The following is a 26,176-nucleotide window of genomic DNA, read 5'->3' as shown; positions in this document are numbered from 1 at the left end:
GCGCCATGATTTCGGCGACGTCGGCGAGCGACCGAGCAGGATTTTCCCACATGTGCCACGCCCCGAAGGGGCCCGCTGAGTCTACTTTGTAAAGGCGCCGGGCGCGGCGCGGTACGCCGTGCCCTTGCCCGCAAGCGGCGTCGACGGGGCGGCCGCGGGGATGAACGCCGACTCGCCCGGCCGCAGCGTCAGGTCGGCCAGGCGGGCCTCCCCTTCGACGCAGACGACGATCTGGGGCAGGCCCGCGGCCAGCGTGTGCGGGGTCTCCAGGTCGTAGCGGGTGAGGGCGAACTCGGGGACCGGCGGCCGGTAGTGGTGCTCGCCGGGCACGCCCTGCTCCGGCCGGACCAGGTGCGGGCCGGCCGGTGTGAAGTCGACGACGCGCATGAGCTCGGGCACGTCGATGTGCTTGGTGGTGAGCCCGCAGCGCAGCACGTTGTCGGAGTTGGCCATGATCTCGACGCCGATGCCGCCGAGGTAGGCGTGGGGGATGCCGGCGCCGAGGTAGAGGGCCTGGCCGGGGGCCAGGTTGACGTGGTGGAGCAGGAGGGCGGCGGTGACGCCGGGGTCGCCGGGGCAGGCGCGGGCGAGGTCGCCGTAGACGGTCAGGTCGGGGTCGTCCGACTCGCGCAGGGCCTGCTCGACCTGGGCGCGCAGCGGCTCGTGGGCGTCGTCGAGCATCTGGGCGAAGACCGTCCGCAGGTCGCCCGCCCTGAGCAGGTCGGTCCAGGGGCGCAGGTCCGGCAGGGCGAGGCGGTCGAGGAGGCCGGCGGTGGCGGCGGGGTCGCGGAAGCCGCACAGGCCGTGGAAGGGGGTGATCGCGCAGACCATCTCGGGTTTGTGCGAGGTGTCCTTGTAGGTGCGGGTGGGGGCGTCGACGGGGATGCCGCGGGCGTCCTCGTCGGCGTATCCGGCCTGGGCCTGCTCGGTGGTGGGGTGGACCTGGAGGGAGAGCGGCCGTTCGATGGCCAGGACCTTGAGCAGGTAGGGGAGCGCGGGGCCGAAGCGGGCGGCGGCGGGCTCGCCGAGGGTGCCCGCGGGGTCGTCGGCGATGAGCTCGTTGAGCGGGGTGCCTCCGACGGTGGAGGGGTCGCCGGGGTGGGCGCCCATCCAGAGCTCGGCCTGCGGCCGGCCGGTGGGTTCGGTGCCGAAGAGTTGCGGCAGGGCCGTCACCGAGCCCCAGTCGTAGGGGCGGATGGCGGTGGCCAGGCGCATGGGCGCCGGGTCGGGCTGTGGCACGGCGTGGTCTCCGATCGTCGTGCATGGAGCGTAGAACGAGACGGGCCGATGCGCGTAGCCGGGGGTCGCGTTGCGGGGTCGCTATACAGAGGTATAGCCTGCTTTTCAGATGAACAGTCGGCTGTACAAGGGAACGGGATGACGACCGCATCGGATCCGGAGGATCTCACGGCACGCGCGCGGATCAGGGACGCGGCGATGCAGCACATCGGCGAGCACGGCTTCGAGCGGGCGACGATCCGCGGCATCGCGGAGACCGCCGGCGTGTCCCTGGGCCTGGTGCGCCATCACTTCGGTTCGAAGCAGGGGCTGCGCGAGGCGTGCGACGCGCACCTGATGAAGACGATCCGCAGGCTGAGCCGGCAGGCCGCGGAGGACCCGTACGGCACCGGGCTCAACCCCGCCGCCGTCCTGGGCCCTTACCAGCCCTATCTGGCGCGGGCGCTGACGGAGGGGTGGGCGGCGCCGCTGTTCGACGAGATGGTCGACCTCGGCGAGGGGTGGATCGCCGAGGTCGACAAGAGCCGCCCCGATCCTCCCGACGTGGACGCCCGGTCCCGCTCGGCGGTGATCGCGGCGATGGCGCTGTCGGCCACGGTGCTGCGCCAGCACGTCGAGCGCGGCATGGGTGTGGATCTGACCAGCCCGGAGGGGCAGGTCAAGCTGATGCGGGTGATCGTGGACCTCTACTCTCACCCGCTGCTCAGCCTGGAAGAGGCCGCGGAGGCCAGGAAGGCCCTCGATCGGGGCGCGAGCGCGTGAATCTGGAGGAGCGGCACCATGACTGACGACGCCATCGCGGTGCAGGGGCTGGTGAAGTCGTACGGGACGGTCAAGGCGCTGGACGGCCTCGATCTCACCGTGCGCGCGGGAGAGGTGCACGGGTTCCTGGGGCCGAACGGGGCGGGGAAGAGCACGACGATCCGGATCCTGCTGGGCATGGTGCGGGCCGACGGGGGCACCGCCCGGCTGCTGGGCGGTGACCCGTGGTCGGAGGCGACCGAGCTGCACGGGCGGCTGGCGTACGTGCCGGGCGACGTGACGCTGTGGCCCTATCTGTCGGGCGGCGAGGTGATCGACCTGCTGGGGCGGTTGCGCGGCGGGCTGGACGAGCGGCGCAAGGCGGACCTGCTTGAGCGCTTCGACCTGGATCCGCGCAAGAAGGCGCGTACGTACTCGAAGGGCAACCGGCAGAAGGTGGCGCTGATCGCCGCGCTGGCCTCCGAGGGGGAGCTGCTGATCCTGGACGAGCCCACCTCCGGCCTGGACCCGCTGATGGAGGCTGTGTTCAGGGAGTGCGTCAGGGAGGAGCGGGAGCGGCGCACGGTGCTGCTGTCGAGCCACATCCTGGCCGAGGTCGAGGCGCTGTGCGACCGGCTGACGATCATCCGGGACGGCCGCACGGTCGAGACGGGCACGCTGGCGGAGCTGCGGCACCTGACCCGCACGTCGATCGAGGCCGAGCTGGCGGGGCCGCCGGACGGGCTGGCCGAGCTGCCCGGGGTGCACGACCTGCGGGCCGGTGACGGGCGGGTGCGCTTCAGCGTGGACGGCGCGGCGCTGGACCCGGTGATGCGCAGGCTCGCTCAGGCGGGCGTGCGCAGCCTGGTGAGCCGGCCGCCGACGCTGGAGGAGATGTTCCTGCGCCACTACGACCGGCGCCCAGAGAGCGTGTGGTGAGAAGAGAGCGTCCGCTGACCCCGGGAGGGCAGGCCCGCCCGCCCGGGGCGTTTCAGCGGGCCCGCGGGCCGAGCAGGACGGGCATGCTGCGGGTGCTGTTGCCCAGCAGCGTGTCCAGCGGGGCCAGGTCCTCGGGCCGCGCGGCCGGCGCGATCTGCGGGAACGCCTCGAACAGCGCCTTCAGCGCGATCTCGGCCTCGATCCTGGCCAGCGGCGCGCCGAGGCAGAAGTGCGGCCCGTGCCCGAAGGCCAGGTGGGCGCTCGGCGGGTTGGCGATGTCGAAGCGGTGGGCGTTCTCGCCGTACTGGCCGGGGTCGCGCCCCGTGGCGGCGAAGCAGGCCAGCACGGGCTCGCCGGCCCGCAGGCGCACGCCGTCGATCTCGACGTCCTGTACGGCGTAGCGCATGGGGAAGTAGGCGATCGGCGAGTCCCAGCGCAGCGTCTCCTCGACCGCCGAGCCGTAGTCGCACTGGCCGGTGCGCAGGAGTTCGAGCTGGTCCGGCCGGTTGAGCAGGGCGCCGATGGCGTTGGTGATGAGGTTGACGGTGGTCACGTGCCCGGCGATGAACAGCAGCTCGATGGTGGCGAACAGTTCGTCGGACGACAGCCGGTCGCCGTCCTTCTCGCGCAGCTTGAACAGGTCGGTGATGAGGTCCTCGCCGGGCGTCTCCCGGCGCTCCTCGATGACCCGGTCGAGCAGCTCGTGCAGGGCCCGGCGTACCTCGGGCGAGTCGTCGAGGGTGTCGGAGACCTGGGCCACGGCGTCGGAGAGCTCGTGCAGCGCGTCCTGGTGCTCGGCCGGGATGCCGATCAGCTCGGAGATGACCTCGCGCGGCAGCGGGTAGGCGAACTCCTTGCGCAGGTCCACCGGCTGGTCGGGCGGCAGGTCGGCGAGCGCGTCGACGAGCCTCTGGGTGAGCGCCTCGATCTTGGGGCGCAGCTGCCGGAGCCGGCGCGCGGTGAACGCGCCGGCCACGGGGGTGCGCAGCCTGCGGTGGTCCTCGCCTTCGGCGTTGAGCATCGAGGTGTCGGTGACGATGCGGTCGATGGCGGTGCCCGCCGGGCAGGTGTCGCGGGTGGCCCAGTGGCGGATGTCCCTGGACAGGTCCGGATGGGTCAGGACCGCCAGCAGCGTGGCGTAACGGGTGGCGGCCCAGGCGGGCACGCCCTCGGCCGTCACGGGCACGAGCGGGCCTGCCTCGCGCAGCCGGTCGTTGTCGGCGTGCAGGCTCGGGGTGGCCGGGTCGAGGACGAACCGGGCATGCGGGCATCCTGGGCCGCTGTCCGGGGCGTGGCCTTCTGCGGCTTCCTCTTCCCGAGCTTCGAGAGTGTCCTGGTCGAGGCGGCTGTCTTGGCTCATGGGTCTCCCCGTCCATCTGTCGTTGGGTCATCCGGCGCGTCGCGGGCTCAGGGCCAGCGCAGTCGCGTCGAAGCCGGGGTCCTGGTCGAGGTACAGGTCGCGGACCAGCTCGCCGGCGGCGGGCGCGTTGCACAGGCCGTGCCCGGAGAAACCGGTCGCGTACAGGAAGGCCGGCGGTCCCGGGTGGTGGCCGATGAAGGCGGTCTTGTCGGGGCTGGCGTCGCGCAGGCCGGTGACGGCGGTGTGCAGCGCGACCCCGGCCAGGCTCGGGTACGTGGCGGCGAGGCGTTCGGCGACCTGGCGCCGCCAGGCCTGCCGGTCGGGTCCCGGGTAGCCCATGCCGATGAGCAGCCGGTCGCCGCGCAGCCGTACGAGCAGGCCGCTGGCGGCGTGCAGGGTGACCGGGATGTCGGGCGTGTCCGGCGGCAGCGGGTCGGTGGTGAGCAGTTCCTGCTCGATGGGCTCGGTGAGCGGCAGGTCCACGCCCGCCTCGCGGACGAGCGAGGCGGACCAGGCGCCGGCCGCGCACACGATGGCGTCGGCGTCGATCTCGCCGTCCATGGTCCGTACGCGTCCGGCCCGCGTGTCGATGGCGGTGACCGGGCAGCCGGTACGCAGCGTCGCGCCCGCCTGCTCGGCCGCCCGCGCGTAGGCGGTGACGATGGCCGTGGTGTCGGAGATGTAGGCCTGCGGCGAGTACGCGGCGGCGCGCAGCGGCAGGTCCCCGATGAGCGGGTTGCGCTCCCTGGCCTCCTCCGCGCTGATCAGGTTCACGTCGACGCCGGCGGCGTGCTGGGCGGGCAGGTCGGCCTCGAAGGCGGTGACCTGGTCGGCCTCGGTGAACAGCACCAGGTAACCGACCTGCCGCAGGGGCAGGTCGATTCCGGGCCTGGTCGGGAAGGCGTGGTAGGCCGCGAGGCTGCGCACGGCCAGCGCCGAGCTGACCGGGTTGCCGGCGAAGTAGGAGCGGACCACGTCGGCGGTGGCGCGCGAGGCGCCGGAGCCGAGCGTGTCCCGCTCCAACAGCGTGGTGTCGACGCCGGCCTCGGCCAGGTGGTACGCGATCGACAGGCCGATCACGCCGCCGCCGACGACCACTACCCGCGGACTGCTCATGCGGGCGTCTCCTCGCGGCGCAGGTGCTCGCCCGCCTCCCATGGGAACAGGTGCAGGTTCCAGCCGCCGAGGCAGTTGCAGTAGAGGGCCATGTGGGCCATGACCGAGACGAAGTCCTCGTGGTCGTCGAGGCGGTCGAGCCCGTCCAGCAGCCGCTGGGTGAAGCCCCACAGGGTGTCGAGGCCGCAGTAGCCGAGGAACTCGGCGGGCGTGTGCGCGAGCTGGCGGGTCATCTGGCGCAGCCACGGCATCGGCATGCCGTCGAGGGCGGCGCGGACGAGGCCGCCGTAGCAGCTGTAGCCGAGCGGCCGGGTCTCGCCGTTGACGAACAGCAGCGTGGTCAGGACCGTCTCGTAGCTGCCGGCGCCGGACGGGATGCGCCCCGCGTGCAGGTCGAGCAGCTCGCGGGGCGGGTCCAGCCAGATGCGCTCGGTCTCGGCGTGCACGTCTTTGACCAGCTCGTTGAGCTGCGGGTCGCCGATGGGCAGGCGCGGGAGCTGGTGGCCGCTGGGCTCGCCCTCGCGGCGTACTTCGGCGATGACGGGCTTCTTGGTGGTGTAGACGGAGTGCCAGACGTCGCGGCCGGCCTGGACCAGGGCGTCGAGGTCCTCCGGGACGACCTGGCCGATCGGGGTGGCGGTCATGGGCTCGGTGAGCTCGCCGTACTTGATGCCGAGATGCTGCAGCCGCGAGCAGAACAGGGTGCCGTCGGGCACGGTACGCCGGTCCACGCGGTATTCCGCTGGTGTGTGCAGCAGCGAATGGACCGGTGCGAGGTGGTAGAGGTGATATCCGGCGACCAGGGCGTGCCCCTGCAGGCTGCGGTAGGGCAGGGCGTCCCACAGGCACTGGGCCAGGGCGCGGTTGCGCTGGTCGAGTTCGGCCTTCACGGTGATACCGAGGCTGGGCCAGGTGATTTCCACACGCTTCGATTCGTTCACAATATGTCACTCTAACGTCACGATTTGTGCCGAAAGAGGCGGGGCTGGGGTATTGACCGGTGCTTGACGTGCTCTTCTGTGGCTTGGGGCTATCGTGCGCCGGCGCTGGTCACAGTGGGGTGCGGGTGAACTGCTGGTTCTGGCCGCCGTTGCAGGGATACTGCTTGAACTGCACGTCGTCGGCCTGCGACGAGCTCGGCAGGTCGGCGCACTTGCCCGAGTGCCTGGCCACCAGCCGCAGGTAGCCGCCGCCCGCGTCCTGCAGCGTCCACTGCTGGTTGCTGCCGGTGCCGCACGTGTACTGCTGGAGCGCCGCCCCGTCGGCGGTGGAGACGCCGTCGACGTCCAGGCACTTGCCGGAGTTGCGGGCCACGACCTGCACGTAGCCGCCGCTGATCGACTGGACGCGCCACTGCTGGTTGGCGCCGCCGCCGCAGGCGTACTGGATGACGGCGGCCGCGTTGGCGGTGGAGGCGTTGCGCACGTCGGCGCACTTGCCGGAGTGGCGCACCGCCAGCCGGTCGTAGCCGGAGCCCGTCGTGGCGATCGTGCCGGCGGCGGCGTCGATGGTGAGCTGGCGCGCGTAGGTCAGGCTCATGGACGTGCCGGTGGGGAACTGCACGGGCAGCCACACGTACCGGGAGTCGTTGACGGGTCCGCCCCACGCGCCGGCCCACCGGTCGCCCAGGTACAGGTACGACGTGCCGGACGTGCCCTGCACCGGCAGCACGTAGGCGGGCTGGGAGCCGAACGTCTGGGAGTCGCCGGCGTTCTGCCAGGCGCTCCACGTGCCGGTGATGCTGGTGGCGGTGGCGTACTGGGCCTGGTTGGGCTGCCAGCCGGTCGCGCCCGAGGTCAGCATGAAGTACACGCCGTTGCGCTTGAACATCGCCGGCGCCTCCCGGTGGTCGCCGGCCCACATGCGCGCGAGTGAGGCCACGTCGGTGTAGTCGGCGCTGAGCCGGTAGACGTGCAGGTCGTAGTTCTCGTTCGCGGCCGAGATCATGTAGCCGGCGCCGTCGGTGTCGACGAACGCGGTGATGTCACGCGACATGTGGCCGAGCGGCCGGAAGCTGCGCAGGTAGGTGTAGGCGTCGTCGACCGTGTCCGAGACCGCCACGGCGGCCCGCGCCTCGCCGTAGTCGCGGCCGTTCTCCTTGTGCATCCACATGACGAACCGGCCGGTCGCGGCGTTGTAGACGACCTTGGGCCGCTCGATGTTGGCGACCTGCAGCTCGGCGTGGCTGGACTGGGTCAGCACGTGGTTGCGGAACTCCCAGGTGCGCAGGTCGGCCGAGCGGTAGGCGGAGACGTACCGGAAGGTGCCGTCGGCGTTGCGGTTCTCCCCGAACCAGTAGTAGTACGAGCCGACCTTGATCACTCCGCCGCCGTGGGCGTGCAGCAGGTTGCCCGAGGTGTCGGTGAACTGCGCGCCCACCGGCACGGTCACGGGGGCGGCCGTCGCCGGGACGGCGGGCGTCAGCGCGAGCGCCAGGCAGAGCCCGGCCAGCAGGGTCAGGAGACGGGACATGGCGTCAGCCCGTGCAGCTCGCGGAGACGGTGACGCGGCTGCCCTGGCGGGTCTCCGAACGAGCCGGTGCCGAGGTGCCATCGGGGGTCCCTTTCGCGTGGGGGCGCGCCACTTCGGCATCGGTCGGGCGGCCGGCACCGGACAGGCATCGCCACCCTAGATCGGGCCGCACCCGGGCACCAGCCACGCTCTCGCCGGGCGGCGTCCGCGCAGGTCGGCGCGTGAAACTTTCAACGCGCCGGAACCGCGTCGCTATCGAGCTGTCACGGGTGGCAGCCAGGCCAGGGCGGCGATGACCAGGGCCTCGACGCCCGTGGGGAGCGTGGGGAGGATCTGCGGCGCGAAGAAGGGGGAGTGGTTGCCCGGCACGTCCTCGCGCAGCCGGCCCTCCCGTTCGGCGCGGGCGTACAGCTCGGGGTCGGCGCCGCCGAGGCCCCAGAAGACCGACGGCGCGCCCGCCGCGGCGCCGAACAGGCCGAAGTCCTCGCTGCCCATCAGCGGCGCCATCTCCGGCACGCGGCCCGCGCCGAAGCGGCTGGCGAACGCCGCGCGCACCCGGGTCGTGGCGTCGTCGTCGTTGACGGTGAGGGGGAAGGAGTTGAGCGGGCGGATCTCCGGCGGGCGGGGCGCGCCGGAGGCGGCCGCCTCGGCGTTGACCACGCGCTCGACCCCGGCCAGCAGGGTGCGGCGGACCTCGGGGGAGAACGAGCGCAGGTTGATCGTGATGGACGCCTCGTCGGGGATGATGTTCTCCTTGTGGCCCGCGTGGATCTGGGCCACCGTCAGCACCGCCCGCTCGAACGGGGACACCTCGCGCGAGACGACCGTCTGCAGCCGCATGACGGTCGAGGCGGCCAGGACCACCGGGTCGACGGTCCGCTCCGGCTGCGAGCCGTGCCCGCCCCGGCCGTACAGCCGGATCTCCATGCTGTCGGCGGCGGCCAGGATCTCGCCGGGGCTGAGGAGCAGCGTCCCGGCCGGGTTGGGGAAGACGTGCTGGCCGAGCACCACGTCGGGGGTGCCGATCCGGTCGAACAGCCCGTCCTGCAGCATGGCCCGCGCCCCGGCCGCGATCTCCTCGGCCGGCTGGAACAGCGCCACGAGCGTGCCCCGCCACCGGTCGCGGCCGGCCGCCAGCAGCCGCGCCGCGCCGCTCAGGCAGGTCACGTGCATGTCGTGGCCGCAGGCGTGCATGAGCGGCACCCCGTCGGGCGTGGTGGCGGTGCTCGCGTACGGCAGGCCCGTGTCCTCCAGCACCGGCAGCGCGTCCATGTCGGCGCGCAGCGCCACGGTCGGGCCCTCGCCGTTGCGCAGCACGCCCGCCACACCGGTGCCGCCCAGGCCCGCGACGACCTCGAACCCGGCCGCCCGCAGCCGGTCGGCGGCGATGCCCGCCGTGCGTTTCTCCTCGAAGGCGGGCTCGGGGTGCCGGTGCAGGTCCCGATACAGCTCGGCCAGCTCGTCGAGCGCCGGGCCCGTGAGCTCGGCCATGATCGCGTCGATGGCGTCCTGATCGCTCATGCCGACATCCGTTCCAGTTGGGAGATCTCTTGGATGAGGGTACGGCGGGCCGCGTCGCGTTGCTCGGGGGTGGGGGGCGTCCTGGGGAAGCCGGCCGGCAGCCCGGCCAGGACCGCGGTGTAGAGGGCCGTCCTGCGCGGGGTGCGGGCCGGGCGGGGGAGCCGGAACAGGGCGGCCACCAGGCGGTCGACGGCGGCGGTGTCGAACACCGACTCCCACGCCCGCCGCTCCTCCCCGCTGTCGGCGGCGCCCGCCTCCCGGCCCTCCGGGCCGCCGTCGGCGGCGGGGCGCTCCGGCCGGTGGGCGCGGGCGTTCGCGGTGGCCGGGGCGTCCACGGCCAGGCCACCGTCCCGCTCGGCCAGCACCACGCCGTACTCGCGCGCCGCCGCCTCGAAGGAGACCACGCCCCGCTCCACGTCCCGCAGGACCGCCTCAGGGTCCCTGGTGTACGGGTCGCCGTAGCCGCCCGCACCCGAGGTCAGCAGCGTGACGACGTCGCCGGGCTCCAGCGGCAGCAGGTCGATCTTGAAGTGGCGGCGCTCCCGCGGCGTGCCCGGATTGACGATCAGCTCGGTGGCCGCGCCGGGAGCGCCGCCGCGCACGCCCCACGGGCGGAAGCACATCCGCTCCAGCCCCCGGGCCAGCAGCTTCGAGCCCTCCCCGCGCACCCGGAAGGTCAGCTCCAGCCCGCACCCGCCGCGCCAGCGCCCGGCGCCTCCCGAGTCCGTACGCAGCCCGTACCTGAGGATCTCGACCCCGATCTCCGTCTCGACGGTCTCCACCGGGTTGTTGGACAGGTTGGAGATGCCGCTGTCGCGACCGTCCACCCCGTCGGCGCCGTCGCGCGCACCCGTACCGCCCACCATCGGCTCCAGGACCTGCACGTTCTGGCCGGCGCCGCGCTGTTCGGCGACGACCACGGGCACCACCAGCCCGCTGGAGGCCGCCGGCAGCACGTGCGGGGCGGCCAGCCCGAGCGCGCCGCCGATGGCGTCGTTGACGCGGTTGGCCGAGGCGTGCCGCACGCCCACGGCGGCCGGGTGCACGGGGTTGACCAGCGAGCCCTCGGGCGTGGTGACGGTGATCGGCGCGATGAGCCCCGCGTTGAGCGCGATGCCGGGGTCAAGGGTGCAGATGAGCGCGAGCACCCTGGTGGTGATCCAGGCGTGCGGCCGGCCCAGGGTCGCGATGTTGAACGCCGCGGCGACCTGCGGATCCGTACCGGTGAAGTCGAGGTGCAGGTCGCCCGCGCGCAGCGTCGCGGTGACCGACAGGCGGACCGGGAGGCTGGAGACGGCGTCGTCGTCGAGGTAGTCGACGAAGCGGTGGGTGCCGTCGCCGAGCGTGGCCAGGGCGGCGCGTGCCTTGCCCGCGGTGTACTCGACCAGGTCGCGCTGCGCGTCGAGCACGGCGGCCAGGCCGTGCTGGGCGACGACGCCGGCCAGCCGCTCCCGGCCGGTGCGCAGGGCGGCGCACATGGCCCTGATGTCGCCCAGGTTCGCCTCGGGGGTGCGGCTGTTGGCCGTGATCAGCGCCTCGACGTCGCGGCTCGGCTCCCCGGCGCGGACCAGCTTGACCGGCGGGATCTGCAGGCCCTCCTGGAAGATCTCGTCGTTGACCGGCGACAGGCTGCTCGGCACCCGGCCGCCGATGTCCGAGCAGTGGATGAACGCCCAGCCGTACCCGACCAGCTCGCCCTCGTGGAAATACGGCTCGATGAGCTGGATGTCCGTCAGGTGGGTGGCCAGGCCGCCGGAGCGGTACGGGTCGTTGGTGATGATCACGTCGCCGGGCTCCAGCGGGCCGGCGGCCTGTACGGCGGTCAGCACGTTCAGGCCGACGAAGCCGGAGACGCCGATGCCGCGCGGGTAGGCGACGAAGCCGCCGTCCAGGCCCGCGAAGGCGCAGCAGAAGTCGGCGGTCTCCTTGACGTACAGGGAGCGGCTGGTGCGCTGCAGGGTGAGGCACATCTCCTCGGTCATGGCGCTGAGCCGGTTGCCGACGATCTCCATGGTGACGGGGTCGAGCCGCACGTTCAGGCCTTCCGGGGGTGGTTGTGGGCGCCGTCCGTCCGGCGCAGGTGCAGGTTGCCGGCCTCGTCCACGTCCGCCGACCAGCCGGGCGGCACGACCACGGTGGTGTCGTCCTGCTCGACGATCGCCGGACCGTCGAACGCGTCTCCCACGCCCAGGGACTCGCGCAGGTGGACCTGGGCGTCGTGCCAGGTGCCGGCCAGCAGGACCCGCCTGCGGTGCGCGGGAGGGGGCGCGCCCGTGCCCGGGGGGACGGCGGCGGGCGGCAGCTCGGTCGGCGGACCGGCCACGCCGAGCCTGGCGGTGCCGAGCTCGATGGTCGCGTCCTGGTCGCGGAAGCCGTACAGGCGCTCGTGCTCGGCGTGGAACGCCTCGGAGACCGCCTCGACGTCGAGCCGGTCGGGGTCGAGGGCGACGCGGAGCTCGTACGCCTGGCCGGAGTAGCGCATGTCGGCCGCGAACGACAGCCGCCCCCCGGCCCCGGCCTCGCCGTTCTGCTCGGCGAGCCACTCCCGGGCCTGGGCGGACAGCTCGGCGAGCACGCCCGCCAGGCGGGTGGCGCTCGCGGCCTCCAGCGGGCGGCGCAGGCTGCGGGCGAAGTCGCGGCGCAGGTCGGCGCCCGCGGCGCCCAGGGCGCAGAAGGTGGCGGCGGTCGGCGGGACCACGATGTGCGCGATCCCGACCTCCTCGGCGAGCATGGCGGCATGCGTCGGACCCGCGCCGCCGAACGGCACGAGCGCGAACCGCCGCGGGTCGAGCCCGCGCTGCGCCATGATCTTCTGAAGCTCGGTCGCCATCCCCGCCGTCGCCACCCGCAACGCCGACTCCGCCACCCGGTAGGCGGCCGCTTCGCCCCCGGCCGCTTCGCCCCCGGAGGCGAGGTGGGGGGCGATACCCGACAGGGCCTTGAGCGAGGCGTCGGCGTCGAGCGGCATCCGGCCGCCGAGGAACGTGCGCGGGTCGATCAGCCCGGTCGCGAGGTAGCAGTCCGTCACGGTCGGCCGGTCGCCGCCCCTGCCGTACGCCGCCGGGCCGGGGTCGGCGCCCGCGCTGCCCGGCCCGACCTTGAGCACGCCCTGCCCGTCCACCCGGACGACCGACCCGCCTCCGGCGCCGATCGCGTGCACGGCCACGACCGGCACGATCAGGGGCAGCCCGCCCACCGTGGTGTGGGTGGCCAGCTCGGGCGACCCGTCCACGGACACGGCGATGTCGCTGCTGGTCCCGCCCATGTCGAACGTGACGATGGCCCCGGCGCCCAGCCGGGCGGCCGCGGCCACGCCGGCGGCCGGCCCCGACAGGACGGTCTCGACGGGCCGCTCCGCGGCCGAGCGCAGGCTCATCGAGCCGCCGTTCGACGCGCTGATGAAGATCGGCGCCGACACCCCGAGCCCGCGCACCCGGCTCTCCAGGCGGGCGAAGTAGTCGCGCATGAGCGGCTGGATGTAGGCGTTCATGCAGGCCACCAGGGCACGCTCGTATTCGCGCACCTCGGGCCACACGGTCGCCGAGGCCGTCACCGGCAACGAGGGCAGCCGCTCGCGCAGGCCCGCCGCGACGCCCTCCTCGAAGGCCGGGTCGGTGTAGCCGTGCAGGATCACGACCGCCGCCGCGTCGGCCCCGGTGGTCCGCAGGCGCGCGGCGACGCGGTCCAGCTCGGCGGCGTCCGGCTCGCTCACGCGCTCGCCACGCGGGCCCAGGCGGGCCCGGAGCTCGACGATGAGGTTGCGGGGGACGAGTGGCTCCTCCTTGCCCGCGTACAGGTCGAAGGAGGAGGGCATGCGGCTGCGGCCGATCTCCAGGATGTCTCGGTAGCCCTCGGTCACGACCAGGGCGATGCGCGCGCCGCGCCGCTGGATGACGGCGTTCAGGCCGATCGTGGTGCCGTGGACGAGGCCCGAGACCTCGCCGGGCCGCAGGTCCGCGCGGGCGAGGAGGGCCGCCAGCCCGTCCGCGACGGCCAGGGACGGGTCGGCCGGCGTGCTCGGCTCCTTGTGGTGCACCACGAGGCCGCGTTCCGGTACGGAGGCCACGAGGTCGGTGAACGTTCCCCCGACGTCGATGCCGATCCGCGCGCCTGCCGCGGTCACCGTACCCGTGCTTGTCACAACGCCTCCGAGATGCGAGCGAATCGGTCCGCGACCACCATCACCACCACGCTGGCCGCCATGAGCAGCGTGGAGACCGCGGCCATCGACGGGTCGAGCTGATACTGCACGGCCGAGAAGATGCGCAGCGGCACCGTCGTGGTGTTGGCGCCCGCCACCAGGGCCGTGACGGCGACCTCGCCCAGCGACGTGACCGCGGCGAGGATCGCGCCGGCGAGGATGCCGGGCCGCAGCAGCGGCAGTGTCACGGTGAGGAACACCCGTACCCGCCCCGCGCCCAGGCTCAGGGCGGCCCGCTCCAGCGCCGGGTCGAGCTGCGCCGCGCTCACCATGACCGCCCGCACCACGAACGGCAGCGCCACCAGCGAATGCGCCAGCCACAGCCCGGTCACCGAGTTGATGAGCCCGACGCCGTGGAAGTAGTAGAGCAGGCCGAGCGAGACGATGATCTCCGGGACCATCAGCGGGGACAGCGCGAATCCCTGCAGCAGCCGCCGCCCGGGGAACGACCCGTGCGTCAGCCCGTACGCCGCCAGCGTCCCGATGACCACGGTCGTCGGCACCACCAGGAGCACCAGCAGGCCGCTCAGCCGGAACGAGACCTGCCAGTCGGGCGAGCCGAGCACCTCGGCGTACCAGCGCAGCGACAGCCCCGACGGCGGGAACGCCATCGAGCCCGCCCGGTTGAACGAGCTCATCACCAGCACGACCAGCGGCGCGATCAGGAACAGGAACACCAGCGCCGCCAGGCCCGCGGCCACCAGCCGCACGATCCTGTCGTAGCCCCGCTCAGCCATGAAGGCGCCTCTCCCAGATCCGGAACACGCTGGCCAGCAACCCCGTGGCCACGAGGGTCAGCGCGAGCAGCGCGAAGCTCAGCGCCGCCGCCACCGGGTAGTCGAACACCGTCGTCACCTGGTCGTAGACCCGGATGCCGGTCAGCGGCTGGGTCACCCCGCCGACCAGGAGCGGCGTGATGTAGATGCCCATGGCCAGCGCGAAGACGATGAGGGCGCCGGTGACCGCGCCGGGCAGGCTGAGCGGGACCGTGACCCGCAGGAACGTCCTGATCGGCCCGGCTCCGAGCGTCTGGGAGGCCCGGTGCAGGTTGCGGTCCAGGCCGCCGAGCGCCGTCGTGAGCGGGATGATCGCGAACGGCAGCAGCACGTGCGTCACCGCGACCACGACGGCCGGGTAACTGGTGAGCAGCTGTGCCGGCTGGTCACGCAATCCGGACGCGACCAGCGCCCGGTTGACGAGCCCGTTGCCGGACAGCAGCACGACCCAGCCGTAGGTGCGGACGACCACGCTGGTCAGCAGCGGCGAGATCACGATGACGAACAGCAGGGTCCGCACCACGCCGGGGCGCCGCCGGGCCAGGAAGTGCGCGGCCGGGTACGCCAGCGCCACGCACAGCACCGCCACCAGGAGCGCGGTGGCCAGGGTCCGGAGCAGGGAGCCGTAGAAGTACGGCTCGGTGAACACCCGGGCGTACTGCTCGAACGTGAATCCGGGCAACGCCGCGTTGAAGGCGTCGACGGGGCTGAAGCTGAGCCGCAGCAGCCGTACGAGGGGGACCAGGAACAGGGCGGCCAGGAAGGCGACGAGCGGCAGTGCGTACGGCAGGCCCGCCCACCGGCGTGTCATCGCGCCTCCGTTTCCAGGAGGATGACGTCGGCGGGATCCCAGCTCGCGAACACGGACGTGCCCGCGCCGGGCGGGTCCTCGGCGCCCGCGCCGGTGTCGGCGACCTGCACGCTCAGGGTGCGCCCGTCGGCCAGCCGCACCTCCACGTGCCACGCGTCCCCGGCGAAAGCCCGATAACCCACCGTCCCGGCCACCCCACCGGCGCCCCCGCCGTCCGGGGCGCCCGGGGTGTCCTTCGGTGCTTTCGCGTCGTCCGGGCCCGGGACGGTCAGGTGGATGCGTTCGGGGCGGACGGCGACGACGGCGTGGTCGCCCGGCCGCAGCGACAGCGGGCCGCACTCGACGACGATCCCGCCGGCGTCCAGCGCGCCCGAGGCGGTCACCGTGCCCTCCAGGACGTTCGCCGCGCCGATGAACTGCGCGACGAACCGGCTGGCCGGCCGCCGGTAGACCTCGTCGGGGGTGCCGAGCTGCTCGACCCGGCCGCCGTGCATGACGGCCACCCGGTCGGACAGCGCGAGCGCCTCCTCCTGGTCGTGCGTGACGAAGACCATGGTGGTGCCGATGCGCCGCTGGATGGCACGCAGCTCCACCCGCATCTCCCTGCGCAGCTTGGCGTCCAGGTTGGACAGCGGCTCGTCCAGGAGCAGCACGGCGGGCCGGATGGCCAGGGCGCGGGCGAGGGCGACCCGCTGCTGCTGCCCGCCGGACAGCTGTCCGGGCCGCCGCCCGGCGTACCCCTCCAGGCCGACCAGGCCCAGCGCCTCCCGCACGCGCTCGTCCCGCGTCCGCCGGTCGAGCCGACGCACGCGCAGCCCGTACGCCACGTTGGCGGCCACGGTCATGTGCGGGAAGAGCGCGTAGCTCTGGAACACCATGCCCAGACCCCGCCGGTACGGGGGCCGCCCGGTCACGTCGGAGCCGTCGATCACGATCCGCCCGGCCGTGGGCCGGACGAAGCCCGCGATGCAGTTGAGCAGCGTCGTCTTGCCGCAGCCGCTGGGCCCGAGGATCGACAGGAACTCGCCCTTGCGGATCGACAGCCGGTCCACGTCGAGCACGCGCGCGCCGTCGTACCCGGCGGCGAGCCCGTCGATCTCGACGTGCCCGCCGCCTTCTTCCGCGCTCAGCCGAAGATCTGGTTCCACCGCTGCTGCCATTCGTTCAGCTTGGGGGTGGCGATCGTGTAGTCCACCCAGATGAACTTCTTGAAGACGTCGGGACCGTGCTTCACCTTCTGCTCGAACGGCTCGCTGTAGGAGATCGAGTCGTTGCCCGCGGCGTACCAGGTGCCCTCGGCGAACGGCTTCTGGTTCTGCGCGGCGGTCAGGTAGTCGAGGAACTTGTTCGCCAGGTCGCTGCGCTGCGTCCCGGCGGCGATGAAGTACGAGGTCAGCGCGCCCACGGGGCCGGACTTGGGGTAGGTGAAGCCGATCGGGGAGCCCGCCTGGGCCATGGCGAAGGCGCGGCCGTCCCAGAAGGGCATGATCCAGGCGTCGCCGTTCTCGATGACGGTGGCGGCGTTGCCCGCGTTGGCGGGGAAGGAGGACACGCAGCCCTTCAGGGTCGCGAGCTTGTCGAACGCCTTGTCCACGGCGGCCGGATCGGACAGCTTGCCGCCCTGGGAGGTGACCAGGGCGGAGAAGAACTCCAGGCCCGGGTTGTAGGTGAGCGGCGGCAGGGCGACGTGGCCGCAGTACTGCTTGTCGAAGATGTCCGTCCAGTCCGCGGGCGGCGTCTTGATCTTGTCGGTGCGGTAGAGGAGGCCGGTGGAGCCGGTGGTCAGCGGCACGCCGTACTGCTTGCCGTCGTACGCGGACTTGCCGGCGAGCACCGGGTCCAGCTCCTTGAAGTGCGCCAGCTTGTCGGTGACCAGCGGCTGGAGCAGCCCGGCGGAGGCCGCGGGCAGCGACGCGTCCGGCGTGAAGGCGATGACGTCGAACGGAGGGTTCTTGCCGCCGGCCGCGCGCAGCTTGGTGAGCCATTCGGCGTTCGCGCCGTAGACGAGGTTCACCTTGGCGCCGGTGTCGCGTTCGAACGGCTCCACGAACGACTTCTTGAACAGCTCTCCCCACGCTCCCGCGAACGCGGTAACCGTGAGCTCCTGCTTCGCTCCGCCCGAGGAGCCGCCGGTGTCCGAGGAACCGCCCGAGGAGCCGGCCGTGTCGACGCCGCCGCAGGCCGTGACCGCCAGCGCGACCACCATGCCCAGTCCCGCGAGGCGAGTGAATCCGCCCTTCATCTTTCCCTTCCCATTCGAGCAGCCGGCCAAGGGCGCATGGCAGCACGACTCGACATCCGCGCTTGCCGCCAGGAGCACCGTTCAGCTCGACGACCATGTCATCACCCGGGGCACCCCGCCGCGGTGGGAGGGTTGCCGTCCAGCAAGCCGGGGCTTAGCACTGGACTCGTGACATAAACGACTATATCAGTAGGATTTACATAGATATGACGTAGGGAGAAGTTTAGTGGCTATTGTCTCTTTTGCTCGACCCTACCTGAAGGGCACGCGTCAGCGCGCGGTCGCGTCGGCGGGCTCCATGAAGACCACCGGAACCTGGTTGTCCTCGACCACGCGGCCCAGCAGCCGCCCGAGCGCGTCGCGCTCGCCGGGCTCCAGGCTCGAGGGGAGCTCGTCGATCCGCGCGCACGTCGCGGCGTAGAAGGCGTCGGCCAGCTCGGCGCCCTGCCCGGTGAGCGCCACGCGGACGGCGCGCCCGTCGCGCGGATCCGGCTCGCGCCGCACCAGGCCGCGCTGGGCGCTGCGGTCGACCAGCTCGGTGAGGCTGGACTTGGCCAGGTGCAGGATCCCGCCCAGCTCCCGCATCCCGTACGGCTGCGCCATCAGCACGCACAGCAACTGCCCCTGCTGCGCGGTGATCCCGTATTCGCGCGCCGACTCCGCATAGACGGCGTTCACCAGGAAGGAGGCACGCACCAGCCCGGCGACGACCCCCACGTGCCCATCCGCTGCCTTGGCCATGCCGCCGACCCTCTGATTGATTCGGAACGCGAACGATCAGTCTAGCAATCCCGGGGCGCCGGGTGTCGGCCGTTGATCAGGGCGTCACCGAGGGCCGTGCGTGCGTACAGAACGCGGATGCCCGTCCTGCGCAACGCCACGAGGCGGCCGCCCGCGGTGTCCAGACTCTGCCCGAGCAGGGCCACGAGCTGGGCGGTGGTGCCGGGCCCGGCCGGCTCGGCGAGATGGATCGACTACCCGGCCAAGGTCGCATGACCAGCCACGACTCACTCGGCGCGCTGTCCGACGCGGAGGGCGCTCAGATAGCGGCGTGATGCTCGGTCGCCCATCCGTGTGCGGATGCGCTCGGCGAGAGCGTCCAGCAGGGGTTCACGGACGTCGCGGTCGAGTCTGCGATACAGCGACGTCGAGCGAAGGAGATCGGCGAAGCCGTCCCCGTTGAGCCACTGAACGGTCGGGTACCAGCGCACGATCGTCGGGCCGAACAAGCCGCCGGGATCGTCGACCAGACCCCACCCCTCGTCGGTGGCGCGCACGTCGTCCTCCAGCGGCGGATGGCCCCAACCGGGGTTCCCGGGGCAGAACCGCTCGTGGAGGTCGGCGGTCTCGGCGTACACCTCGGGCTCTCCCGGCCGGCGGACGACGACGTGGCCGAGCAGCGCCATCCAGCCTCCGGGACGGAGCACGTCGTGCGCTCGCCGCCAGCCGATCGACGGGTCGACCCAGTGCCACGAAGACGCGGCCACGAGGACGTCGAAGCGTCCACCGCGGTCGTCCCACTCCTCGAACGTCGATCTCTCGACCGTGACGTTGCCGAAGCCGGCGAGCCGCCGGCGCGCGAGTGCGGCCATTTCCACGCCCGGCTCGACCGCGGTCACCGAGCAGCCGAGCGCTGCCAGCGAGCGCGTCGCCTGGCCGGTACCGCAGCCCACCTCCAGCACCGACGAGCTTTCGTCCATCCCGGTGATGCTGCCCAGGTCCGCGAACAACTCGTCGGGGTATCCCGGCCGGACCCGGTCGTAGAGCTCCGGCACCTCGTTGAACAACCGGCCGAGGTCACGTCGCTCCGGGCGCATCTTCGGATCATCAGCCACGAGCGCACAGGCTAGGAGACTCGTCCACGGGGACGCCACTGGTTAACGGCAACCGCCGACGCCACTGCAAGCAGCGGGCGATCCAGAAACGCACCTCCAGCGCCTTCGGGCGGCATCCGTGTTGAAGGCCCCGAGTGTGGGGTCGGCGTCCGGTGTGCCGCCTGCCCGGCTTGAACTGATCGTGAACAGAATTGCTGAACACTTGTGTTCGGGTGTGCGCTTCCAGCATGATCATGATGTTTCGCTTCCCGGGTTTCAAGGAGGAACGGATGCGTCTACGTGCAGGGCTCCTGCTGGCGGGTATGGTCGCCGCGATCGTCAGCGTGCTCAGCGCCCCCGCTTCCGCTCAGGCGGCCGCCTGGACGTATATCGGCGTGTACACCAGCAAGCACAACTGCGTCGACGCCGGCCAGATGTGGGTCCGTGAGGGGTGGAACCAGTACGAATGCTCGGGGAGCGGCACCTACTGGGAACTCTGGGTCCGGTAGCGGTTTACGCGGTCGCTTGCTTGGCCCATGAGCGCGGCCCGCACCGGCTGAGCACGGAACCGCGCCCGGGCTCGTGATCGCGGTGGTGGGCGGCGCCGGGGTCCTGGCCGCGCCGGCGCGGGCGGGTGTGCTGCGCCCGGCCGGGGCGCGCGGGTGGCCCTTGGCGCTGACCATGGTCATTTTCGTTCAGGGCCCACGGAAAACCCCCGGCGTTCGGGCGTGTCCCGGCTATATGGTGCCGTTCGTGGACACTCTGGAAAGGCTCGTCATCGCCCGCCGGCTGCGCGTCCCCATCGGCGCCGCCCCCGCCGGCTCCGCGTCCGGCTGGGGCGAGACCGCCGCCCGCCAGCTCGACGCGGCGCTGCTCAGCGTCGGCTTCACGTGCTCGGCCACGCTGCTCGAGCGGCTGTCGGGGCTGCGCGGCGAGACCGTGGTCGACCTCGGCGTCCGCATTCTGGCCGCCGTCCGCACCCTCGTCGGCGACCACGTCCAGCACAACGCCTACTTCCTCGACTTCCCCAAGAACGTGCCCGACACGCTGGAGTTCTGGGCCGGGCTGCTGCGCGAGGCGCTGCTCGACCCGGTCGCCGCCGCACGCGTTCGGACCTCCACGCTCAACCTGCTCTCCCTGCCCGGATACGGCCGTTACCAGCACACCTACGCGGACCTGCTGGCCGCGCACGACGAGCTGATCCCGCTGGCCGGTGACCGGGTGAGCGTGCTGGAGCTGGGCGGGAGCCTGGAGTCGGAGGCGCGGGAGCTCTACTTCTCCCTGGCGGGCTCCGAGGTGCCCCTGGCCGCCGAGGACCTGGAAGCGCTGCGGCTGCTGGCCAGGTTCTGCGCCGACGAGCCCGAGCGCATCCCCGTGCGCGAGAACCGCGCGATCGTCAACGAGGTCCGCCTCGCGGGCGGCCGGCCGCTGCTGGTCGACACGGTGACCGACGTGCTCCGGCTCGCCTGCGGCTGCTCGGGCGGCGACGTCACGCTGGCCGAGCCCACCAGGTTCCGCTCGTTCCGCCGCGCCGAGCGCCGCGCCCTGCTGGGAGCCCTGGACGCGGTCGCGTCCCCGGCCAAGCTCGGCGACGTGCCGCGCCACCGGGAGGAGTGGAAGCGCCTCGGCGAGCGGCTGCACCCCCACGAGTACCCGCAGTTCCCCAACGCCGCCGCCGTCTTCGAAACGGCCAGGGGCACGCGCCGGGCCGAGAGCCTGGACAGCAGGGTCGAGGCCGCCCTGTCGGCGGGCCGCACCGCCGAGGCGGTGAAGCTGCTGGAGAAGGCGCCCGGCGCGCTGCTGCGCCGCCTCGACCACCTGCTGCGCGCGACGGACGCGCCGGACGCCACGGACGTGCTGGATGCGGCGGAAAGAGCCGCCGCCGGCGCCTCCGGCCGCGTCCTGCTGTCGCTGCGCGAGCATCTGCAGAACCGGCTCGCCCCCGTCGCGGGCCGCGTCTTCACCAACCGGTACGGCAGGGCGTGGGCGACCCCCGACTCCCGTTCGCCGCTGGCGGAGGAGGCACTGTCGCGGACCCTGGCCATCCTGGACGAGGAGATCACCCGCCGCCTCCCCGACCCCGGCGAGCTGATCGTCGATCCCGACGTGCTCGACGTCGCCCTGCCGCTGTCCGGCAAGGCCGTCGCGCCCGGCCTCGGCATGCTGCCCCGGGGCTCGGTCTCGGCGGTGGACGGCGAGCTGCTCAGGTTCTTCGTCCACTGGCGCGAGGCCGGGCAGCGCACCGACTACGACCTGTCCGCCCTCATGCTCGACGACTCCTACGACAACCCGACGCACATTTCCTGGACGAACTACACCAACGATTTCGCCGAGTACTCCGGCGACCTCACCGAGGCGCCCGAGGGCGCGTCCGAGTTCATCAACATCCTGCTCGCCGCCGCGACCCAGCCGATCATCATCCCGCAGGTGCACATCTACGCCGGGGAGCGGTTCGACGAGGCCGCCGAGGCGTTCTTCGGATACATGACCAGGGACGCCGCGCAGGAGGGCAGGCCGTTCGAGCCGCGTACCGTGCGCATGAAGTCGGACCTGCGCGGCTCCGGCGCGGTCGCCCTGCCGCTCGTCTTCCTGCGCGGCGGCGACGGCGGCTGGCTGGTGAAGTGGCTGCACCTCTACCTGAACGGCGACCCCGGCTTCAACCAGGTGGAGGGCAACCGCGTCACCGCCTCCCTGCTGGTGCGCTCCATCGTCGAACGCGACTACCTGCGCGTCCGCTACCTGGCCGACCTGCTGCGCGCGAAGAGCTCCACGGCCGGGCACACCACCTACATCGGCCTGGAGGCGCCGGCCGACCTCCCGGCGGGGGCGCGCGTCTACACACCCGGCACGCTGCACGAACTGATCCCCGCCTGATACGTTCGACCTCCGGTCGTGAGGCCATTCGGGAGCTTCCTTCTCCTGGTTCGAATCCAGGTAGGCCCCACGGGCCTGCTGGCTGTCTAGCTTCCGAGCCTTCCTCACGACCGGGCCGTGCCTTCTGCTAGCGTTGAACGCGACGCGGGGTGCCCGGGCTGCCGGGCTGAGATCACACCCGTCGAACCTGATCTAGTTCGCACTAGCGAAGGGACGTCATCGGTGACCTTCTGTGATGAGCTCTGGACGCGCACGGCCACGCTGCTCAAGGCGATCCACGACCACCCGTTCAACACCGCGCTCGGCGACGGCACCCTCGACCGGGAGCGCTTCGCGTTCTACCTCGTCCAGGACGGGCGCTACCTGGTGGCCTACTCCAAGGTCCTCGCCACGGCCTCGGCCCGCGCCACCTCCCCGGCCGACGCCGCGTTCTTCGCGCAGAGCGCGCACACGGCGCTGGTCGTCGAGCGGGCCCTGCACACCGGCTACCTGGAGCAGTTCGGGCTGACGGCCGAGGAGACGGCGGCCGTGGCCACCTCGCCGACCTGCCTGGCCTACTCCTCCTACCTCCAGGCCACGGCCCTCGCCGCCCCCTTGCCCGTGCTGGCCGCCGCCGTGCTGCCGTGCTTCTGGGTCTACCAGGACGTCGGCGCGGCGCTGCTCGAACGCACGGCGGGCGCGGCCGAGCACCCGTACGGGACCTGGATCGGCACCTACTCCGACCCCGCCTTCGCCGCCTCGGTCGAGCAGGCCAAGGCCATCGCCGACCGGCTGGCCGAGACCGCCGACCCCGGGACGCGCCGGGCGATGGACGAGGCGTTCTGCCGGGCCACCGAGTACGAGTGGATGTTCTGGGACAGCGCCTGGCGCCTGGAGACCTGGCCCACCGGACAATGGCTCTCCTAGGCACCCTGGCCTCACGCGAACGACTCGCTGAGCTCCCTGCGCAGCTCGCGGGCCTGGTGCAGGTAGTGCGTGGCCAGCGCGGCGCGCCCGGAGGAGCGGTAGAGCTCCCCGAGCGTCTGGTACGTGTCCGCCTCCCCGCTGCGGTCACCCAGCTGCTGGAAGATCACCAGGGAGCGCTCCAGCTGGTCGGAGCCGTCCGACCGGTGGCCCCTGGCCACCTGGAGCCCGCCCAGGTTCCGCATCGCGTACGCGCCGCAGTGGCGATCGCCGAGCGCCTCGAAGATGTCCAGCGCGTGCCCCTGGAAGCGCATGGCCCGCTCCGACTCGGCGGACAGGTCGTACAGGCGGCCGAGCTGCATCGACACGCAGCCCTCGCGGTGGGCGTCGCCGAGCTCCTCGGCCAGCCGCAGCGCGTCCCCGAGCCACCTGGACGCCTGCCGCAGGTCCCGCAGCGACAGGTAGACGCGCCCGATCGCCTGCCGCGCGTACGCCTCGCCGCTGCGGTCGCCGATGGCCAGGAACATGGCCAGCGCGTGCCGGAAGGACCCGAGCGCCTTCAGGTGCCGGTTGGAGAACTGGTTGACCGCCGCCAGCCCGCAGATCGAGATGGCCTCGCTGCGCGTGTCGCCCAGCTCGTGGAAGATGACGCGGGCCCGCCGGAACATGTCCTCGGCCTCGGCGTAGCGGTCCTGGTAGAGGCAGACCTGGGCCAGGCCGCGGAGCATGGCGGCCTCCCCGTGGCGGTCGCCGGCCGCGCGGGCGCTGTCCAGGGCGAGGCGGTGCGTGAGCTGCCACTCGTCCAGGAGGCAGTGCAGGTCGAAGTACGGGACCAAGGTGGCGGCCAGCCCCCACGCGGACTGGGCCAGGCCCGCGTCGGCGGCCAGCCGTACGGCCTCGACCAGGGACTCCCGCTCGGCGTCGAACCAGGACAGCGGCTGGGCGGTGAGGCGGCCGAGGGTCTCCCGCTCCAGGCTCCAGCGGGGCGCCAGGTCGGAGGTCAGCCCGAAGAGGGTGGTGGGAAGTCGTAAGGAGGCGTGTTCGGCGGCGGTCAGCCAGCCGCCGAGCACCCGGGCCAGCGCGTGCCGCTCGGTGTCGCCGCCCGCCTTCTCCTTGGCGGCGCAGCGGATCAGGTCGTGGAGCCGGTAGCGGGGCTGGCCGACGTGGTCGGTGCCGGCCAGGCGTAGGAGGTTCGCGTCGACCAGGGCGTCCACGACGGCGTCGGCGCGGGGCCGGTCGAGCACGGCGTCGGCCACCCAGCCCGGCACGGACTGCTCGCCCAGCAGGCCGATCGCGCGGAAGGCCAGGGCGGCGTCGTCGGGCAGCCGCTGGTAGCTGAGCTCGAAGGAGCCGCGTACCTCGAGGTCGCCGGCGCGTAACTCGTCGAGGCGGCCGGCCTCGTCCTCCAGCCGCTGCCGCAGCACGGCCAGCGACCAGCCGGGCCGTCCGGCCAGCCGGGACCCGGCCACCCGGACGGCCAGCGGTAAGTGGCCGCAGGCGCGCACGATCGCCTGGGCGGCCTCGCGCTCCTCGGTCACCCGTCCGGGGCCGACGATCCTGCCCAGGAGCTCTTCGGCCTCCGCGGGGGGCAGCACGTCGAGTTCGAGTTGGAGCGCTCCGGGCAGTTCGGCGATCCGCCGCCGGCTCGTGACGAGCACCGCGCTGCCGCTGCCGGGGAGCAGGGCGCGTACCTGGGCGGTGTCGGCGGCGTCGTCCAGGAAGACGAGCATGGGGCGCTCGGACAGCAGGGAACGGTAGAGCGAGGCCCGCTCGCGTACGGTCGGTGGCAGGGTCGCCTCCGCGACGCCCAGCGCGCGCAGCGCCTCGGCGAGGAGGTCGAGGGGGTCGGCGGGGTCGGCGTCGGTGCCGCCCAGGCACAGATAGAGCTGGCCGGCGGGGTAGTCCGGCCGCAACGCGTGGGCGCAGTGCACGGCCAGCGCGGACTTGCCCATTCCAGGCGGTCCGGTCACCACGGCGATCGCGGGCGGTCCGTCCGGCCGCCGAGCCTCGGGGGACAGGGCGCGGGTCACGGCCGCTACGTCCTGCGCCCTGCCGGTGAAGTCCGGCACGTCCGCGGGGAGCTGGTGGAGCGGCGCCACGACGGGCGCGGGCGGGGGGAGCTGGTGGGGCGGCGCCGCGGCGGGCGCGGGCGGGGGATCGCCCGCCAGTACGCAGGCGTGCACCTCGCGTAGTTCCTGCCCCGGCTCGATGCCCAGCTCGTCGACGAGCTGCCGCCTGATCGTGGTGTAGGCGTTCAGGGCCTCGGCCCGACGGCCGCTGTGGTGCAGGGCGAGGATCAGCTGCTGCCACAGGTCCTCGCGGTAGGGGTGCTCGCCTATCAGGTCGCGCAGGTCGTCGATCGCGGCGGCGTGCTCGCCGCGGGCCACCTTCAGCGCCACGAGCTCCTCGGCCGCGGTCAGCCTGGCCTGGGTGAGCGAGCGTAAGCGCCCGTCCCACAGCGGGCTGGCGGGCAGGTCGCCGAGTGGCGTGCCGCGCCACAGCGCCAGCGCCCGGCGTAAGTGCTCCGCCGTCTCCTCCGGCCGCCCCGCCGCCCGCGCTCTGCCCACCAGGTCCTCGAACGCCAGGGCGTCCAGCCGCCCCGGGGCGAGCTCCATCGTGTAGCCGGAGGCGCGGGCCTCGATCTGGACGCCGGCCGAGCGCAGCGCGCTCACGTACGTGCGCAGGTTGGCCACGGCCGACGACGGCTGCGTCCGCGGCCAGAGCACCTCGACGAGCGCCTCCGAGCTGACCACCTCGTTGGCCTCCAGCAACAGCGAGGCGAGCAGAAGCCTGGGCTTCCTGCCCGCTACGTGTAAGGGCCCATTCGGGCCCCGGACCTGTAACGGCCCGAGGACCTTGAATACGGGCTGTTCAACCACCATGACCGCGCGTTCTCCTGAGCTGGGCGCCGTGCGGGGCCGCCCGTTGAGTGCGTTCAAGCTGGAAGGGCCTTTATACCGATTTTGGATGTTCTTTGTATGCCGGACTCGCAATCTTGATCCGCAGAAAGAGCGCTTCGCAAGATCCGACGGACAGGATTCGCGGCGCCGGCGGACATCGCTCCTCCGGTGTGCGCAGAAAGGTATCCGCATGAGAACCAGAGGGGTGCTTACGGCTGGGTTCGCCCTGCTCTTCAGCCTCGCATCGGGCCCGGCTGCGACGGCGTG

The 26,176-nt window shown here is 72.7% G+C and carries 21 protein-coding genes and 2 riboswitches; of the genes, 6 read left to right on the top strand and 15 right to left on the bottom strand.

All coding sequences use genetic code 11. The annotated features are described in order from the left end of the window. Positions 1 to 81: 81 nt before the first annotated feature. A complete protein-coding gene (gene manA / locus ABZS69_RS65210) occupies positions 82 to 1,239 on the bottom strand; it encodes a mannose-6-phosphate isomerase, class I (RefSeq protein WP_355394642.1) in 1,158 nt (385 codons plus the stop codon). A gap of 138 nt (positions 1,240 to 1,377) precedes the next feature. Here manA and ABZS69_RS65205 point away from each other — a divergent pair, with 138 nt between their 5' ends. Both ABZS69_RS65205 and ABZS69_RS65200 read left to right on the top strand, forming a co-directional pair. Then, positions 1,378 to 2,001, top strand: a complete 624-nt coding sequence (locus ABZS69_RS65205) for a TetR family transcriptional regulator (protein WP_355394639.1) — start codon at positions 1,378 to 1,380, stop codon at positions 1,999 to 2,001. 18 nt (positions 2,002 to 2,019) lie between these two features. Continuing rightward, complete coding sequence (locus ABZS69_RS65200; protein ID WP_355394636.1) at positions 2,020 to 2,919, top strand: ABC transporter ATP-binding protein; 900 nt, start codon at positions 2,020 to 2,022, stop codon at positions 2,917 to 2,919. Between the two features lie 52 nt (positions 2,920 to 2,971). Here the strand turns inward: ABZS69_RS65200 and ABZS69_RS65195 are convergent, their stop codons facing one another. From ABZS69_RS65195 to ABZS69_RS65140, 12 genes are all read right to left on the bottom strand, one after another. Next, positions 2,972 to 4,279, bottom strand: a complete 1,308-nt coding sequence (locus tag ABZS69_RS65195) for a cytochrome P450 (protein ID WP_355394633.1) — start codon at positions 4,277 to 4,279, stop codon at positions 2,972 to 2,974. 27 nt (positions 4,280 to 4,306) lie between these two features. Continuing rightward, entirely contained in the window at positions 4,307 to 5,395 is a 1,089-nt protein-coding gene (locus ABZS69_RS65190) for an FAD-dependent oxidoreductase (RefSeq protein WP_355394630.1), read from the bottom strand. Beyond that, positions 5,392 to 6,336, bottom strand: a complete 945-nt coding sequence (locus ABZS69_RS65185) for a hypothetical protein (protein ID WP_355394627.1) — start codon at positions 6,334 to 6,336, stop codon at positions 5,392 to 5,394. Before ABZS69_RS65185 ends, ABZS69_RS65190 begins: the two co-directional genes overlap by 4 nt. A gap of 109 nt (positions 6,337 to 6,445) precedes the next feature. Further along, a complete protein-coding gene (locus tag ABZS69_RS65180; protein WP_355394623.1) occupies positions 6,446 to 7,867 on the bottom strand; it encodes an RICIN domain-containing protein in 1,422 nt (473 codons plus the stop codon). A 252-nt stretch (positions 7,868 to 8,119) separates the two neighbouring features. Then, the gene (locus ABZS69_RS65175; protein ID WP_355394620.1) at positions 8,120 to 9,388 is read right to left on the bottom strand and encodes an amidohydrolase; all 1,269 of its coding nucleotides are present in this window, start codon (positions 9,386 to 9,388) and stop codon (positions 8,120 to 8,122) included. Further along, entirely contained in the window at positions 9,385 to 11,421 is a 2,037-nt protein-coding gene (locus ABZS69_RS65170) for a hydantoinase B/oxoprolinase family protein (RefSeq protein WP_355394617.1), read from the bottom strand. The genes ABZS69_RS65175 and ABZS69_RS65170 overlap by 4 nt, the downstream gene beginning before the upstream one ends. Before the next feature lie 2 nt (positions 11,422 to 11,423). Beyond that, entirely contained in the window at positions 11,424 to 13,529 is a 2,106-nt protein-coding gene (locus ABZS69_RS65165) for a hydantoinase/oxoprolinase family protein (protein ID WP_355394614.1), read from the bottom strand. Continuing rightward, on the bottom strand, positions 13,526 to 14,326 hold the full coding sequence (locus ABZS69_RS65160; RefSeq protein WP_355394611.1) for an ABC transporter permease: 801 nt from the start codon (positions 14,324 to 14,326) through the stop codon (positions 13,526 to 13,528). The genes ABZS69_RS65165 and ABZS69_RS65160 overlap by 4 nt, the downstream gene beginning before the upstream one ends. Then, positions 14,319 to 15,176, bottom strand: coding sequence for an ABC transporter permease (locus ABZS69_RS65155; RefSeq protein WP_355394608.1), 858 nt, complete (start codon positions 15,174 to 15,176; stop codon positions 14,319 to 14,321). The genes ABZS69_RS65160 and ABZS69_RS65155 overlap by 8 nt, the downstream gene beginning before the upstream one ends. Beyond that, entirely contained in the window at positions 15,173 to 16,324 is a 1,152-nt protein-coding gene (locus tag ABZS69_RS65150) for an ABC transporter ATP-binding protein (protein WP_355394605.1), read from the bottom strand. Before ABZS69_RS65150 ends, ABZS69_RS65155 begins: the two co-directional genes overlap by 4 nt. Further along, complete coding sequence (locus ABZS69_RS65145) at positions 16,303 to 17,418, bottom strand: ABC transporter substrate-binding protein (protein ID WP_355394602.1); 1,116 nt, start codon at positions 17,416 to 17,418, stop codon at positions 16,303 to 16,305. Before ABZS69_RS65145 ends, ABZS69_RS65150 begins: the two co-directional genes overlap by 22 nt. A gap of 53 nt (positions 17,419 to 17,471) precedes the next feature. After that, a riboswitch (SAM riboswitch) is annotated at positions 17,472 to 17,592 on the bottom strand. Between the two features lie 96 nt (positions 17,593 to 17,688). Next, positions 17,689 to 18,159: a MarR family transcriptional regulator gene (locus tag ABZS69_RS65140; RefSeq protein ID WP_355394599.1), complete on the bottom strand. Its 471-nt coding sequence runs from the start codon at positions 18,157 to 18,159 to the stop codon at positions 17,689 to 17,691. A 117-nt stretch (positions 18,160 to 18,276) separates the two neighbouring features. Here ABZS69_RS65140 and ABZS69_RS65135 point away from each other — a divergent pair, with 117 nt between their 5' ends. Beyond that, a complete protein-coding gene (locus ABZS69_RS65135) occupies positions 18,277 to 18,414 on the top strand; it encodes a hypothetical protein (RefSeq protein ID WP_355394596.1) in 138 nt (45 codons plus the stop codon). Positions 18,415 to 18,425: 11 nt separating this feature from the next. Here ABZS69_RS65135 and ABZS69_RS65130 read toward each other — a convergent pair whose 3' ends face one another. Beyond that, entirely contained in the window at positions 18,426 to 19,253 is an 828-nt protein-coding gene (locus tag ABZS69_RS65130; RefSeq protein ID WP_355394593.1) for a class I SAM-dependent methyltransferase, read from the bottom strand. Positions 19,254 to 19,522: 269 nt separating this feature from the next. Between ABZS69_RS65130 and ABZS69_RS65125 the strand changes: the two genes are divergently transcribed. From ABZS69_RS65125 to tenA, 3 genes are all read left to right on the top strand, one after another. Then, entirely contained in the window at positions 19,523 to 19,741 is a 219-nt protein-coding gene (locus ABZS69_RS65125) for a hypothetical protein (protein ID WP_355394590.1), read from the top strand. 244 nt (positions 19,742 to 19,985) lie between these two features. Then, positions 19,986 to 22,106 (top strand): hypothetical protein, encoded by a 2,121-nt coding sequence (locus ABZS69_RS65120; protein ID WP_355394587.1) that lies wholly within the window; start codon positions 19,986 to 19,988, stop codon positions 22,104 to 22,106. A 135-nt stretch (positions 22,107 to 22,241) separates the two neighbouring features. Beyond that, positions 22,242 to 22,337, top strand: a riboswitch (TPP riboswitch). Beyond that, positions 22,329 to 23,012, top strand: coding sequence for a thiaminase II (gene tenA / locus ABZS69_RS65115; RefSeq protein WP_355394584.1), 684 nt, complete (start codon positions 22,329 to 22,331; stop codon positions 23,010 to 23,012). Its footprint overlaps the riboswitch before it by 9 nt. A gap of 11 nt (positions 23,013 to 23,023) precedes the next feature. Here the strand turns inward: tenA and ABZS69_RS65110 are convergent, their stop codons facing one another. Then, the gene (locus ABZS69_RS65110; RefSeq protein WP_355394582.1) at positions 23,024 to 25,891 is read right to left on the bottom strand and encodes a BTAD domain-containing putative transcriptional regulator; all 2,868 of its coding nucleotides are present in this window, start codon (positions 25,889 to 25,891) and stop codon (positions 23,024 to 23,026) included. Positions 25,892 to 26,176 lie beyond the last annotated feature (285 nt).

The sequence above is a fragment of the Nonomuraea sp. NPDC005650 genome (assembly GCF_040605375.1).
Classification (GTDB): Bacteria; Actinomycetota; Actinomycetes; order Streptosporangiales; family Streptosporangiaceae; genus Nonomuraea.
Note: the sequence above shows the minus strand (reverse complement) of the source record. Positions and strands in the feature narration are given on the sequence as shown.

What these genes read in the sequence shown, in the direction of transcription:
- ABZS69_RS65205 (WP_355394639.1), top strand. Translation starts at nt 1,378, where the DNA reads ATGACGACCGCATCGGATCCGGAGGATCTCACGGCACGCGCGCGGATC.
- ABZS69_RS65200 (WP_355394636.1), top strand. Translation starts at nt 2,020, where the DNA reads ATGACTGACGACGCCATCGCGGTGCAGGGGCTGGTGAAGTCGTACGGG.
- ABZS69_RS65195 (WP_355394633.1), bottom strand. Translation starts at nt 4,279, where the DNA reads ATGAGCCAAGACAGCCGCCTCGACCAGGACACTCTCGAAGCTCGGGAA.
- ABZS69_RS65190 (WP_355394630.1), bottom strand. Translation starts at nt 5,395, where the DNA reads ATGAGCAGTCCGCGGGTAGTGGTCGTCGGCGGCGGCGTGATCGGCCTG.
- ABZS69_RS65180 (WP_355394623.1), bottom strand. Translation starts at nt 7,867, where the DNA reads ATGTCCCGTCTCCTGACCCTGCTGGCCGGGCTCTGCCTGGCGCTCGCG.
- ABZS69_RS65175 (WP_355394620.1), bottom strand. Translation starts at nt 9,388, where the DNA reads ATGAGCGATCAGGACGCCATCGACGCGATCATGGCCGAGCTCACGGGC.
- ABZS69_RS65160 (WP_355394611.1), bottom strand. Translation starts at nt 14,326, where the DNA reads ATGGCTGAGCGGGGCTACGACAGGATCGTGCGGCTGGTGGCCGCGGGC.
- ABZS69_RS65155 (WP_355394608.1), bottom strand. Translation starts at nt 15,176, where the DNA reads ATGACACGCCGGTGGGCGGGCCTGCCGTACGCACTGCCGCTCGTCGCC.
- ABZS69_RS65145 (WP_355394602.1), bottom strand. Translation starts at nt 17,418, where the DNA reads ATGAAGGGCGGATTCACTCGCCTCGCGGGACTGGGCATGGTGGTCGCG.
- ABZS69_RS65140 (WP_355394599.1), bottom strand. Translation starts at nt 18,159, where the DNA reads ATGGCCAAGGCAGCGGATGGGCACGTGGGGGTCGTCGCCGGGCTGGTG.
- ABZS69_RS65135 (WP_355394596.1), top strand. Translation starts at nt 18,277, where the DNA reads ATGCCCGTCCTGCGCAACGCCACGAGGCGGCCGCCCGCGGTGTCCAGA.
- ABZS69_RS65125 (WP_355394590.1), top strand. Translation starts at nt 19,523, where the DNA reads ATGCGTCTACGTGCAGGGCTCCTGCTGGCGGGTATGGTCGCCGCGATC.
- ABZS69_RS65110 (WP_355394582.1), bottom strand. Translation starts at nt 25,891, where the DNA reads ATGGTGGTTGAACAGCCCGTATTCAAGGTCCTCGGGCCGTTACAGGTC.